Annotated in this window: 13 protein-coding genes; 5 read left to right on the top strand and 8 right to left on the bottom strand. The window is 43.5% G+C overall.

Annotated features, from left to right (window positions below; translation table 11 throughout):
• The 4 genes from GMA13_RS10365 to GMA13_RS10350 all read left to right on the top strand — a co-directional run.
• Window positions 1-91: IS3 family transposase (locus GMA13_RS10365; protein ID WP_255883785.1), on the top strand; the 91-nt coding region annotated here is incomplete at its 5' end.
• 173 nt (window positions 92-264) lie between these two features.
• Window positions 265-1,722 (top strand): glutamate--tRNA ligase, encoded by a 1,458-nt coding sequence (gene gltX, locus GMA13_RS10360; protein WP_255884495.1) that lies wholly within the window; start codon window positions 265-267, stop codon window positions 1,720-1,722.
• A 14-nt stretch (window positions 1,723-1,736) separates the two neighbouring features.
• The gene (locus GMA13_RS10355) at window positions 1,737-3,428 is read left to right on the top strand and encodes a glutamine--tRNA ligase/YqeY domain fusion protein (protein ID WP_255884494.1); all 1,692 of its coding nucleotides are present in this window, start codon (window positions 1,737-1,739) and stop codon (window positions 3,426-3,428) included.
• Between the two features lie 73 nt (window positions 3,429-3,501).
• Window positions 3,502-4,041: an HdeD family acid-resistance protein gene (locus GMA13_RS10350; RefSeq protein ID WP_255884493.1), complete on the top strand. Its 540-nt coding sequence runs from the start codon at window positions 3,502-3,504 to the stop codon at window positions 4,039-4,041.
• 130 nt (window positions 4,042-4,171) lie between these two features.
• Here the strand turns inward: GMA13_RS10350 and GMA13_RS10345 are convergent, their stop codons facing one another.
• A complete protein-coding gene (locus GMA13_RS10345) occupies window positions 4,172-5,182 on the bottom strand; it encodes a GGGtGRT protein (protein ID WP_255884492.1) in 1,011 nt (336 codons plus the stop codon).
• 18 nt (window positions 5,183-5,200) lie between these two features.
• Entirely contained in the window at window positions 5,201-5,893 is a 693-nt protein-coding gene (locus GMA13_RS10340) for an iron-sulfur cluster assembly scaffold protein (RefSeq protein WP_255884491.1), read from the bottom strand.
• A 213-nt stretch (window positions 5,894-6,106) separates the two neighbouring features.
• Between GMA13_RS10340 and GMA13_RS10335 the strand changes: the two genes are divergently transcribed.
• Window positions 6,107-6,598 carry a GNAT family N-acetyltransferase gene (locus GMA13_RS10335; RefSeq protein WP_255884490.1) on the top strand — a complete coding sequence of 164 codons (492 nt, stop codon included), beginning with the start codon at window positions 6,107-6,109 and terminating at the stop codon, window positions 6,596-6,598.
• 63 nt (window positions 6,599-6,661) lie between these two features.
• Here the strand turns inward: GMA13_RS10335 and GMA13_RS10330 are convergent, their stop codons facing one another.
• From GMA13_RS10330 to GMA13_RS10305, 6 genes are all read right to left on the bottom strand, one after another.
• Complete coding sequence (locus GMA13_RS10330; RefSeq protein ID WP_255884489.1) at window positions 6,662-7,666, bottom strand: class C sortase; 1,005 nt, start codon at window positions 7,664-7,666, stop codon at window positions 6,662-6,664.
• A gap of 103 nt (window positions 7,667-7,769) precedes the next feature.
• Window positions 7,770-8,906, bottom strand: a complete 1,137-nt coding sequence (locus GMA13_RS10325; RefSeq protein ID WP_255884488.1) for a DHHW family protein — start codon at window positions 8,904-8,906, stop codon at window positions 7,770-7,772.
• Between the two features lie 19 nt (window positions 8,907-8,925).
• Window positions 8,926-10,320: an MBOAT family protein gene (locus GMA13_RS10320; RefSeq protein WP_255884487.1), complete on the bottom strand. Its 1,395-nt coding sequence runs from the start codon at window positions 10,318-10,320 to the stop codon at window positions 8,926-8,928.
• 120 nt (window positions 10,321-10,440) lie between these two features.
• Window positions 10,441-10,932 carry a DUF4358 domain-containing protein gene (locus tag GMA13_RS10315; RefSeq protein ID WP_255884486.1) on the bottom strand — a complete coding sequence of 164 codons (492 nt, stop codon included), beginning with the start codon at window positions 10,930-10,932 and terminating at the stop codon, window positions 10,441-10,443.
• Window positions 10,933-10,962: 30 nt separating this feature from the next.
• On the bottom strand, window positions 10,963-11,901 hold the full coding sequence (locus tag GMA13_RS10310) for a GDSL-type esterase/lipase family protein (protein ID WP_255884485.1): 939 nt from the start codon (window positions 11,899-11,901) through the stop codon (window positions 10,963-10,965).
• Between the two features lie 46 nt (window positions 11,902-11,947).
• On the bottom strand, window positions 11,948-12,880 hold the full coding sequence (locus GMA13_RS10305; RefSeq protein WP_255884484.1) for a GDSL-type esterase/lipase family protein: 933 nt from the start codon (window positions 12,878-12,880) through the stop codon (window positions 11,948-11,950).
• Window positions 12,881-13,190 lie beyond the last annotated feature (310 nt).

The following is a 13,190-nucleotide window of genomic DNA, read 5'->3' as shown; positions in this document are numbered from 1 at the left end:
GAAATACATCGATTACTACAACAATGAACGAATTGTATCAAAACTGAAAATGAGCCCGGTACAATACCGAACTCATTCTCAAGTAATTTAATATTTAATTTTGTCTAAACTTTGGGGTTCACTTCAAGTGCTTGTCCCTTTCTTTATGAAAAATTTAAAAAACCTATTTAAAAATACTTTTCTTTTTGGTATAATAAAAGAAATATTATCTAATATGGCGTTTTGCACGCTGCTATCAATTTATATCCGAAAGGAATGGGAAAAATGGCGGATAAAACAGTACGCACACGATATGCGCCGAGTCCGACAGGTTCAATGCACGTCGGCAACCTCAGAACGGCGCTTTACGAATACCTTGTTGCAAAGTCGCAGGGAGGAACCTTTGTTTTAAGAATAGAGGATACTGACCGTGAACGATATGTTGAGGGAGCTGTTGATATTATATACAACACGCTCACAGCCGCAGGCATAAAGCACGATGAAGGCCCTGATATCGGAGGCACCTTTGGTCCGTATGTTCAGAGTGAACGCAAGGATATGTATCTTCCCTATGCTCAGAAGCTGATTGACGAGGGAAAGGCGTACCGTTGCTTCTGCACAAAGGAAAGGCTTGAAAAGCTTCAGGAGGACAACATAGGCGGCGGTTATGACCGCCATTGCCGTGACATTTCTAAGGAAGAAAGCGACCGCCTTGCCGCTGAGGGCGTTCCGTTTGTAATACGTCAGAAAATGCCGCTTGAAGGCTCCACCACCTTTGATGACGCAGTTTACGGCAGCATCACCGTTGAGAACAGCGAGCTTCAAGACCAGATTTTAATAAAGACAGACGGCTACCCGACCTATAACTTTGCAAACGTAATTGATGACCATACAATGGGTATAACTCACGTTGTAAGAGGCTCAGAGTATTTAAGCTCTACCCCGAAATACAACCTGCTTTACGATGCATTCGGCTGGGAAATTCCAACATATATCCACCTTCCGCTTATAATGGGCAAGGATGCAGACGGCAATGTGTCGAAGCTTTCAAAGCGTCACGGCTCAACAAGCTTTGAAGATTTGGTTTGCGAGGGTTATCTGCCTGAGGCAATCATAAACTACATTGCACTTCTTGGCTGGTGTCCTAAGGATAATCAGGAAATATTCACAATGGACGAGCTTACCAAGGCATTCTCAGTTGACGGAATAAGCAAGTCGCCGGCTATATTCGACTATGATAAGCTTGAATGGATGAACGGCGAGTACATTAAAAGAATGTCGCTTGATGAATTCACATCAGTTTCAGAGCCATACTTAAAGAAGGGCATCACAAATGAGAGCATTGACCTTAAGAAGGTTGCTTCAATTTTGCAGCAACGTGTTACAAGGCTCACGCAGATTCCGGAAATGGTATCGTTCCTTGACGTTCAGCCGGAATACGAAAAGGAGCTTTTCGTAAACAAAAAGAGTAAAACAAACCTTGAAAATTCTCCGGTTGTTTTACAGATGGTTATTGACAAGCTTAAGGAGCTTTCGGATTGGAATCACGATTCTATCCACGATTGCCTTATAAATCTTGCACAACAGCAGGGTCTTAAAAACGGAACCGTTATGTGGCCGGCAAGAATTGCTGTAAGCGGAAAAACCGTAACACCCGGCGGTGCGATTGAAATTCTTGATATATTGGGCAGAGATGAGTCACTCAGCAGAATGGAAAAGGGACTTGCAAAGCTCAAAGCTTAACGAGGAGGATTAATGTGGCAGATGAAATAAAAAATGCGGAGGAAACCGCATATAACGGAAACTTTATTCATGATTTTATAGATGAGGATATAGCAAAAGGCGGTCAGTTTGAGGGAATGACCGTTCACACACGTTTTCCGCCTGAGCCTAACGGCTATCTGCACATAGGCCACGCAAAGGCTCTGTGCATTGACTTCGGCACAGCTGAAAAGTACGGCGGAATGTGCAACCTGCGTATGGACGATACCAACCCTACCAAAGAGGATGTTGAGTACGTTGACGCTATTAAGGAAGACATTCACTGGCTCGGCTATGACTGGGGTGACAGATTTTTTTATGCATCGCAGTATTTTCCGCAGATGTATGAATTCGCCTGTGAGCTAATCAACAAGGGTCTTGCCTATGTATGCGAAATGACCGCAGACGAGGTTAAGGAAAACAGAGGCGACCTTACAACCCCTGCAAAAAGCCCGTACCGTGACAGACCAATACAGGAGAGCCTTGACCTCTTCCGCCGAATGAAGGAAGGCGAATTTGAAGACGGCAAAATGACTCTCAGAGCAAAAATCGACCTTGCCTCTGGCAACTTCAATATGCGTGACCCTGTTATATACAGAATCAACCACGCAAATCACCACCGCACAGGCGACGAGTGGTGCATATATCCTATGTATGATTTTGCTCATCCAATAGAGGATGCGCTTGAGGGCGTTACACATTCGCTTTGCTCTCTTGAATTTGAAGCACACCGTCCTCTTTATGATTGGGTTATCGACAATATCTCAGCCCCGTGCAAGCCACGCCAAATTGAGTTTGCCCGTCTTGGAATTAACAATACCGTAATGAGCAAGAGAAAACTCCGCACACTTGTTGAGGAGGGCTATGTTGACGGTTGGGACGACCCGAGAATGCCCACACTTTGCGGCTTAAGGCGCAGAGGCTACACACCGGCGGCTATCCGTGACTTTATAAGCCGTGTCGGCGTTGCAAAGGTAAACAGCACAATTGAATACAGCTTTTTGGAGCACTGCCTGCGTGAGGATTTAAATATGAACGCTCGCAGAACAATGGCTGTGCTTCGCCCGATAAAGCTTGTTATAACTAACTACCCTGAGGGTAAAACCGAAGAGTTTGAGGTTGAAAACAACCCCAACCGCCCTGAAGACGGCACACGCACAGTTACCTTCAGCCGTGAAAGCTACATTGAAGCCGATGACTTTATGGAGGAGCCGATAAAGAAATATCAGCGCCTTTATCCCGGCAACGAGGTTCGACTGAAATCGACCTATATTGTAAAATGCACCGGCTGTAAAAAGGACGAAAACGGCAATGTTTTGGAGGTTTACGCAACCTATGACCCCGAAACAAGGGGAGGAAATGCACCTGACGGCAGAAAGATAAGGGGCACTATCCACTGGGTAGACGCTAACAACTGCAAGGATGCACAGGTAAGGCTGTATGACAATCTCTTTACAGTATCCGACCCGGACTCAGGCGACAAGAATTTTCTTAAATACCTGAACCCGGATTCGCTCAAGGTACTTGATAACTGCAAGGTTGAAAAGACGCTTGGCGACGACGGCTACACAGGCTCATATCAGTTTATGCGCCTCGGCTATTTCTGCGCCGACAGTAAAAGCTCAGAGGAAGGCAAGCTTGTCTTTAACCGCACCGTATCGCTTAAGGACAGCTTCACAAAAAAATAAATAAAGTCACCGAAAGAGTGATTTTATAATAAATGCTGCGGCATAATTTTTTTAAAAAACGGAGGTAATTAAAATGAAGGTTTTCATCAAAGTTTTGTGGGCAATAGGCGGCGTTTTGCTTTTGCTTGCCGGTCTGGCCACATTCTTCAATCCACTCGCGTCTATTATCACAGTATCGTACATAATCGGCGGTGCATTGCTTATTGCGGGTTTGCTCAACATAATCGCTTATTTTGCAAGCCGCAAGGTTATGCTTGGTGCAGGCTGGGTGCTTGCTGACGGCATCCTCTCAATTATATTCGGCGCAATGATTTGCTTTGGCGAATACAGCAAGGGCTTCCTTACACTCACAATCGGAGTTCTGGTTGGAATCTGGCTGCTCGTCAGCGGAATAAACTACCTCTCCCGTTCCTTTGATATGCACCGTCTTCATGCAAAGGGCTGGGGCTGGCTTACAGTTTGGGGAATTCTATGCATCATAGCAGGCGTAATAGTATTCTGCAACCCTATTATTACAGCTATCAACATTGCAGACATCGTTGTTGGTCTTTCGCTTATCGTTGGCGGTATTGCAATGCTTTTCCGCTGCTTCACAAGAGATATTGAAAGCTAAGTTTTTTCTGAACTAACGTTAAAGCCTTTTCGGTTTTATGCCGGAAAGGCTTTTTATGCACACAAAAGCCCTCCCGTAAAACCGAGAGGGCTTTATTAACAATAGTATGCCGTCCTATACCAATATGAAATTACTTATTAAGACCTTCATATACAGCAACTGCACAAGCAACAGTAGCACCTACCATCGGGTTGTTGCCCATGCCGATAAGACCCATCATCTCAACGTGAGCAGGAACAGAAGAAGAACCTGCAAACTGAGCGTCGCCGTGCATACGACCCATTGAGTCTGTAAGACCGTAAGAAGCAGGACCTGCACCCATGTTATCCGGGTGAAGTGTACGGCCTGTGCCGCCACCGCTTGCTACTGAGAAATATTTCTTGCCGTTTTCAAGCGCCCACTTTTTGTAGGTACCTGCAACAAGATGCTGGAAACGAGTCGGGTTAGTTGAGTTACCTGTGATAGAAACGTCAACACCTTCGTGAACCATGATTGCAACGCCTTCACGAACATCGTTAGCGCCGTAGCACTTAACAGCAGCTCTCTCGCCGTCGGAGAAAGGTCTTTCCTCTATAACCTTAAGCTCGCCTGTGAAGAAATCGTAATCTGTCTTTACATATGTAAAGCCGTTGATACGAGAAATAATGTAAGCTGCGTCCTTGCCAAGACCATTAAGAATAACTCTTAACGGCTCTTTTCTTGCCTTGTTAGCGCTTCTTGCAATACCAATAGCGCCCTCAGCAGCTGCAAAGCTCTCGTGACCTGCCAAAAATGCGAAGCACTTTGTCTCGTCCCTCAAAAGCATTGCGCCAAGGTTACCGTGACCAAGGCCTACGTTTCTCTGCTCTGCAACAGAACCGGGAACACAGAAAGCCTCAAGGCCAATACCGATTGCTGCTGCTGCGTCAGCAGCTGTTTTAACCTGCTTCTTGATAGCTACTGCACAACCAAGTGTGTAAGCCCATGAAGCATTTTCAAATGCTATTGGCTGAACGCCCTTAACAATAGCGTCCGGATCAAAGCCGGCATTTAAGCAAAGCTCTCTTGCCTCTTCAAGACTTGCAATACCATATTCGGCAAGGCACTTCTCGATCTTAGGCATTCTGCGCTCTTTACTTTCAAAAGTTACATTGTTTGCCATATTCGTCGTCCTCCCCGATTATTCTTCTCTTGGGTCAATATACTTGGCTGCGCCGTCAAAGCGACCATACTGACCGATGTTGTTTTTGTAAGCCTCATCAGGGCTTACACCGTGGCGGATATCCTCCATCATTTTGCCAAGCTTAACAAACTGATAGCCGATAACCTCGTCATTCTCGTCAAGAGCAGTTTTAAGAACGTAGCCCTCTGCCATTTCCATAAAGCGAACGCCCTTAGCCTTTGTGCTGAACATTGTGCCAACCTGAGAACGAAGGCCCTTGCCAAGATCCTCGAGGCCTGCGCCAACCGGAAGACCGTCCTCAGAGAAAGCCGTCTGGCTTCTGCCGTAAACGAGTTGCTCAAAAATGTTTTTCATAGCTGTGTTGATTGCGTCACAAACAAGGTCAGTGTTCAGGCACTCTAAAAGAGTTTTGCCCGGAAGAATCTCAGCAGCCATAGCTGCGGAATGAGTCATACCTGAGCAGCCAATTGTTTCAACAAGAGCTTCTTCAACAATACCCTCTTTAACATTAAGAGTAAGCTTGCAAGCGCCCTGCTGAGGTGCGCACCAGCCGATACCATGAGATAAACCGGCGATGTCCTTGATTTCATAAGCCTTAACCCACTTGCCCTCCTCGGGAATGGGAGCCGGACCGTGATGTGGTCCCTTTGTTACCGTACACATATTTTCAACTTCGTGAGAATAATTCATACAGGTACTCCTTTCACATTGGTTATAGTATAAACTTTTCTTTATACGTTTTAATTATAAGCAATTATCACGCTTTTATCAAGTGGTTTTACGGCAATAAAAGTAAAAAATTGTTTAATATGGGGTTATTTTCCCGCTTTGGCTTGCACTTTTGTGTCCAAGCGTGGTAGTATATATATATAATTTAAGAATTATGCAAATAGAGGTGTATATATGTCAGTTGAAATAAAAAACGTTGATAGCGGCAATGTTGCCGAAATTGCCGCACTTGCGAAAATTATCTGGAACGAACACTTCACACCGATAATAGGCAAGGCTCAGGTTGATTATATGCTTGAAAAATTCCAAAGCGAACAGGCAATGAAACAGCAGCTTAAAGACGGTATGAAATACATAGCCGTCTATTCAAACGGCGAGCTTGCAGGATACAGCGGCTACAAGCTTGAAGATAACGCTCTGTTTTTGAGCAAGCTTTATGTTAAAAGTGAAAAGAGAGGACTCGGCCTCGGCAAGGCAATGTTCACTTATGAGCTTAACACCGCAAAAAACGAGTGCAAGGAAAAAATCTATCTAACCGTAAACAAACACAATGCAAATACAATAGCTGTTTACGAGCACTTAGGCTTTGTAAACGCCAAAAGCACTGTCACCGACATTGGCAACGGCTTTGTTATGGACGATTATATAATGGAGTATTATATATAAACGCTTAATAACACTAAAAACCGACCCGCATATTGCAGTTCGGTTTATTTTTTGTTGCCGCTGTTATTCTTTCTTTTCCCGTGTTTTCCTCAGCCTTCTCCTTACTATAATAACAAAAACTAAGATAATCAGCAGTGCCACAACCGGTATGAGCGTATACACAACCCAGTTCGGAATTTTTAGTCCGAAAATTTCAAAGTAATCCCTCGGCAATACCATTGTTTCTACTACATTTCCTTCTGCATCAGTAACCTCGATTACTTCAACGTCTTCCTCATCCTCGCCGGGAGTATAGGTTGTTCTCTCACCTGTAACAAGCAGTCTGTGTGAGTTAATTCCATAAGGCGTACAGGTTAGAAGCGTACATAAATCTTTTTTGGGGTCAATCTGAATTTTCGAAGTATCGTCAGGCTCCACTACCTCAACACTGACAACTCGATATGCCAACACCTCGTCAAGCACATGCAAATAAAATCTATCGCCATTTTCAAGCTTGTCAAGGTCAGTAAAAAGCATATTTCCGGGAACTCCTGTATGCCCCGACAAAACACAATGCGTACCAATGCCGCCTATGGGCAAAGAGGTTCCTCTCAAATGACCAATACCCTTTTGAAGCTGCACCTCGGTAGCGTCATGGTAAATTGGGATTGAAATTGAAATTTTCGGAATTTTTATATATCCCATCATATTTTCACTGTTAATGCTCAGCGCTTTGAAATACTCGTCAAGCGACTGCTCAGGCTCAGTAGTTTCAACCTCCGCAGGCTCTTCCTCAGAGAAAGGGTCCTGCAGGGTAATCTGATCCAAAGAGTTGTTGTAGTCAATTGCAAGTTGCTTTTGCATTGCAAGATCCTTTTTCAGCATCTTGGAAACCTGCTTTTGATATTCATCTACTACATGCTGCTGCTGAACACAGCTTATCATATTGCCAAGCGACGGATAAGTCAGCAAAGCAATACCGGCTAAAAACACAAGTATTATAACTGTATTGAATATTATGTTGAATAGCTTTCTTTTTTCCTTTTCCTTAGATTCCATATTATCCTCAACCACCATATTTATCGTCAAACAGCCCCCTGTGTAACAAGCATATCGGTCTTTGCCCACACCCGGGATTAATTGTTTTATTAAGTTAACAACATTAATGTAACAAGAGAGGCTCAGAATTATTTTATGCTAAAAATGCAATATCGGTATCCGTTGCGAAATTATCAAGGCTGTAAAGTACAAGGCAGTCATTGATTTCGTGCTGCTTTACAAGCTCCGAGATTGGTTTTTTGTAGTAACGCAAATCAACCATAATTATATCCGAATAATGCTCTGAAAGGAACGGAACCATTGCGTGTGCAAAGGAATCCTTTATTACAAGCAGCTTTCCTCCCTTAGCATTTTCATTTTTAATCTCAACCAGAGCGTGGTTGCCGTCAAGGAATGTCGGGTATTTGTCAGGCTCTTCCAGGTGGCTCATAAAGAAATAACTGTCATGCTCGGTTACTTTTTCACCCTCGGTTATCTTAACGCTTACAGCGCCGAGATTTGCACGGTTCTCCCAGAACTCTATATTATCCGGCGGCGTGTTCCACAAAGCACTTGTTGAGTAGGTTGTGCCGTAAAAGCCTGTTACCGTAGTCTTGCTGAACGCTTCCTCAGGCATCTGGGTAAGTCCTACACTCTTGCAGTACTGAAGATAGCCAAGATAAGCACCGGGCGTTGTCCAGTGGTGGTCGGTGCGGTAATAAAGCTGGTCGCCACCCTGAGCTGCAAGCTTAAAAGAGTTCATAACATTTATGAATTTCATATCACCAAGATTTTCCTGAATAGTGTCAAAATACTGTTCGTCAAGATAGTCCTTATGATTATTCGGCAGCTTGTCGCTCATAACGTAGCCTGTGCTCGGAATAATCATAAGATTAGTATTAAGATTATTCGCTTTGGTAAACTCGGCAAAAATATTCAGGTTACTTTCCAGCTTGTTCTCTCTGTCGATTGGGTCATTGATAAGGTAGTTATCCTTTCCTGCATAAACACCGTTTGAACCGTTTCTGCCCGTAGCAAGATTGTAGTATGCATTCGTTCCAACAAAGAAATCCCTGCCTGCAACGTGGTCAGCCATATAGGTTTCAAATTCGGTGTCAAAGTCGCCAAATACAATATTTTCAAAGGTCGTTTTCGGAAACTCCGCCAAATAGCGCTTTTCATTTACCGAGTAGTCCTTTTTGGGAAGGAAAAGGAACAGCAGGCTCATTGAAAAAATGAACACCAAAAAAATTATTGCAGGAATAAAGTGAAGAATTTTTTTCTTATCCAATTTTGCCTACCTTCCTTTCTTAAAATCTGAAATAGATAAACGGGTTGTAGCTTTGGCTTACAAGCGAGGCGGTGCACAGCAGCAATCCGCCAAGGCAAAGACCCGATTCGGGAATCCAAATGTACTGCCAAGTATTGACCTTCTGATAAATTTTTGCCGCAAGCGGTGTGCAGGCAAGTGCTCCAACCGCCAAAAGCGGAATGTATGAGATAATAATATGCAAAGCGTCGCTGCCAACAAGTCCGCCGGCAGGGTTAAACAGACTGCCAAGAAATCCCATCATCTCGCCGAAATCCTCGAAGTAGAAGATAACCCAGCCGATACATATGAGAAACAGCGCATATATGTGCTGAATAACCGCCGGAAGCTTTTGTAAAAAGCGCATAAGCACAAACTTTTCTATAATCAAAATCACACCAAAGTAAAGACCCCACAGCAGGAAGTTTAACGATGCGCCGTGCCAGAAGCCTGTGCAGCCCCAAACAATAAGCAGGTTTATTATCTGCCTTGGAACGCCCTTTCTGTTACCTCCAAGCGGTATGTAAACATACTCCTTAAACCACGTACTCAGCGAAATGTGCCAACGGCGCCAGAACTCTGTAATTGTCTTTGATATGTACGGATAATCAAAGTTTTTAAGGAATTCAAAACCGAGCATTCTGCCAAGTCCGATAGCCATATCTGAATATCCGCTGAAGTCAAAGTATATCTGCATTGAATATGCAATTATACCAACCCAGCTTCCGAGAACACCCTGACTTTCAGTTGCCCGTATGCTATCCCATAGCAAGCCCATTTGGTTGGCTAAAAGTATCTTTTTGCCCATACCAACCATAAATAGCTTTACACCGTCAACAAACTGGTCCATGTTCTCACGGCGGTTGTCGAGCTGGTCGGCAACATCCTTATAACGGACAATAGGGCCTGCGATAAGTTGCGGAAAAAGTACAACATATGTACCGAAGGTTATGAAGTTCTTTTTTGCCGGAGCATCTCCTCTGTAAACGTCTATAACACACGACATTGTCTGGAAAGTGTAGAATGAAATACCAATAGGCAGCGGAATAGAGATTATCGGAATGTTTAAAAACGGCAGAACCATATTCAAAGTATTTCCGATAAATCCGGCGTATTTGAAGAAGCCTAAAAGCAGTAAATTTATTATAACCGATGATATAACAAGCTTTTTGCCGAAGGAACGGTTTTCCTTATGCTTGTCAATAAGATATGCATGTATATAGTTGATAAATATTGAGGCAAGCATCAGGAATACAAACATAGGTTCGCCCCAGCCGTAGAATAAAAGGCTAATCAAAAACAAAAAAACGTTTTTAAACGCTCTGGGCACCACATAATATACAAGCAATGTCACAGGCAGGAATAAAAACAAAAACAAAAGACTTGAAAATATCATTTTGCCCCGGTCACTCCTATCATAGGCTCATTATGCAAATATCATTTATAAATTTAACCTGACAGTCAGGTAAGTCCCTGCCTGTCAGGTTCAAGCGTAAAAATATTAACAACTAATTTATTATTCAAATTGAGCGTTGAATATATTTACCATATCCTCAGCATTCGGAGAGATAAACATTCTCACATAATCACCCTTAGAGGCAACCTCGCACTTGCTAATCATTTCGTACTGCTCCGGAAGGTAGTTCTTTGTAGAGTTCATCTTTGCAGTCATTCTGTTCTGAAGCTTCTCCTTGATTGCGTCAACCTTATCAGAGCTTGAAGCCTTAACAATAACAATCTCGTCCTGCTCGGTGCCGGAATTGTTTACATAAGCCGCAATTTCACTGTAATCAGCAGCGTCAAAGCCGTATACATTCTTAATCTTGTCCTCGCCTGTAACCTGGCTCATTGCGCTTGACAGCGGATATTTGTCGATAATCGCCTGTGCAATGTCAGCAACAGCCGGAGTTTTGCCGCCGTCACTACCACCGCAAGCACAAACAGACAATGCTGTTAAAGCTGCAATCATAAGAATAACTAATGTTTTTGAAATTGTTTTGATTTTCATACCTTTTCTCTCTTTCATTTTTATTTTTGTTTATTCGCCTTCCGGGTGCTCCAAGAGGTACTCCTCCCACTTAGCGTCAGCATTGAGAAGGAAGTGCAGTCCCATACCGTCGGGGTCGCTGCAGTATTCCTCTTTTAAATTACCCTTTTCATCCGCAACAACGGAATATATATCAAGATAAGGATAGCCGTTTTCCTCTGCAAACGACTTCATCATCTCGTTATAGCTTCTTATCTTTTCATTATTAAGCAAATCATACTGCGCTGACTCAATCATCGGTGTAACTGACTCAATATGAATCTTAACATCGGGTGATTTTGCTTTTATGTTTGCAATAACCTTTTTTGCATTTTCAAGCGCTGTGTCAAAGTCAACCTGAACAATATCGTTCATACCGAGCATTATGTAAACCTTTTTCGCTCCCATTTGAGCAATGCTGTCCTCTATCGGCTGCTGAACTCCCTGATAAAGCGGCAAAACACAGTTCTCGTCGCCAACCGGGATAAAAGAGTTTGTATAGCCAAGGCTTGTTGCAGCAAGCACATATGCATCTCCAAGGCAATCAATGCCCTGATCACGCTGGCTTTCAACATACATTTCAAAGCTTGCAGTTACACTGTCACCGACAAATACGGCATCATCAAAGTAACTCGGCTCAACCTGACCGCTTGCATTTTTTGTGCTCTTCTCTGTTGCCGGCTCCGTAGGCTTTGTTGCCTCAGTTTGCGGCTGCGTTTCAGTCTGAGTCTGTGCGCTTTTGTTTCCTGAGGATACACAGCCGCTTACGCAGCTGACAAGCGAAACTATCAAAATTACCACTATCAATAGCACTGCAACAGCAGCAAGCACCATTTTTCTGCGTCTTTTTTTCAGCTCTCGCTCTTTTTTCCTTTGTATTGCACGCTGACGATAGTAATCCTTGTTATGCTCTCTGCCTGCTCTTTCTCTGTTGCTTCTGTTTTCTTCCATAATTATCCTCCGTTTGAAAATCCTACTCGTGAGGAATAGGTAAAGATTACTTTCCTTCCGGGTGCTTCAATAGATATTCCTCCCAAGCTGCATCGGCAGACATTGTAAGGTGCATACCCATACCGTCGGGATCGCTGCAATATTCTTCTCTTAAATATCCGTTTTCGTCCGCCAAAACAGAATATATATCAAGATACGGATAATTGTTCTGCTCGGCAAAAGATTTCATTCGCTCGTTAAAAGCTCTGATAACATCATTATTAAGGCTTTCACCCTGCTTTGAAGCAATAAGAGGAGTAACAGACTGTATATAAATCCTTGCATCAGGCGATTTATCCTTTATCATTCCAATTCTCGCCTTAACATTCTCCATTACAGAGTCAAGGTCATAGGCGCCGACATCGTTCATTCCAAGCATTATGTAAACCTTTTTTGCCCCTATTTGAGCTATACTGTCCTCAATCGGCTGCTGAACTCCCTGATAAACCGGCAGTACGCAATCCTCACTGCCTATCGGGAAGAATGAGTTTGTATAGCTAAGGCTTCCGGCAGCCAAAACATAAGCCTCGCCCAAGCAGTCAATACCCTGCTCTCTTTGACTCTCAACATACATTGAAAAGCTAAGAGTTACGCTGTCACCTACAAAAACGGCGTCGTCAAAGTATTCCGGCTTTACGCTGCCGTCCGGATTTTTCTCGGCCGATGCAGGCTCGCTCGGCTTTGCATCACTTGTCTGTTGTGTTGCCGCCGGCATTTCCTGAGGAGCGTTTGTTTTTACGCTTTCTGAGTTTATACAGCTGCCAACGCAGCTTACCAAAGTAACCACTAACACTATAACAAGAACAAGTACCACAGCCGCAGCCGTAATAATTCTCCTGCGTCTTTTTTTCAGTTCACGCTCACGTTTTCTGCGTATAGCACGCGAACGGTAATATTCTCTGCTGTGCTGCACATTGTGTTCATTATTATTATCTTTCATTACCCTTCAGCTCCTGCAAATGCCCCTATCACCTGTGAAAAATAGCGGCTCTCTGCCTTTTCTATCTTAAATCGGAAAACGATATTGCCTAAAATACACATCTAAAAAATCCGACTACTCACCATATTTTATCTCTTAACAACCGCCTTGTCAACCTGTTTCGACAATTTAACAGATAAATTGTCTGCGTTGTAAATAGATGTGACCCAATTTGGTAAAAAAATAAACTAACGATATGGTATAGTGTTTTTGCTTGCCTTTGGAGTGGAGCGTAGCGTAACGGAAAAGGCAAGCAAAAACACAGCGGTTC

The sequence above is a fragment of the Ruminococcus sp. zg-924 genome (assembly GCF_024433635.1).
GTDB lineage: Bacteria > Bacillota > Clostridia > Oscillospirales > Acutalibacteraceae > UBA7067.
Note: the sequence above shows the minus strand (reverse complement) of the source record. Positions and strands in the feature narration are given on the sequence as shown.

What these genes read in the sequence shown, in the direction of transcription:
- GMA13_RS10305 (WP_255884484.1), bottom strand. Translation starts at nt 12,880, where the DNA reads ATGAAAGATAATAATAATGAACACAATGTGCAGCACAGCAGAGAATAT.
- GMA13_RS10320 (WP_255884487.1), bottom strand. Translation starts at nt 10,320, where the DNA reads ATGATATTTTCAAGTCTTTTGTTTTTGTTTTTATTCCTGCCTGTGACA.
- GMA13_RS10315 (WP_255884486.1), bottom strand. Translation starts at nt 10,932, where the DNA reads ATGAAAATCAAAACAATTTCAAAAACATTAGTTATTCTTATGATTGCA.
- GMA13_RS10335 (WP_255884490.1), top strand. Translation starts at nt 6,107, where the DNA reads ATGTCAGTTGAAATAAAAAACGTTGATAGCGGCAATGTTGCCGAAATT.
- GMA13_RS10310 (WP_255884485.1), bottom strand. Translation starts at nt 11,901, where the DNA reads ATGGAAGAAAACAGAAGCAACAGAGAAAGAGCAGGCAGAGAGCATAAC.
- GMA13_RS10340 (WP_255884491.1), bottom strand. Translation starts at nt 5,893, where the DNA reads ATGAATTATTCTCACGAAGTTGAAAATATGTGTACGGTAACAAAGGGA.
- GMA13_RS10350 (WP_255884493.1), top strand. Translation starts at nt 3,502, where the DNA reads ATGAAGGTTTTCATCAAAGTTTTGTGGGCAATAGGCGGCGTTTTGCTT.
- gltX (WP_255884495.1), top strand. Translation starts at nt 265, where the DNA reads ATGGCGGATAAAACAGTACGCACACGATATGCGCCGAGTCCGACAGGT.
- GMA13_RS10345 (WP_255884492.1), bottom strand. Translation starts at nt 5,182, where the DNA reads ATGGCAAACAATGTAACTTTTGAAAGTAAAGAGCGCAGAATGCCTAAG.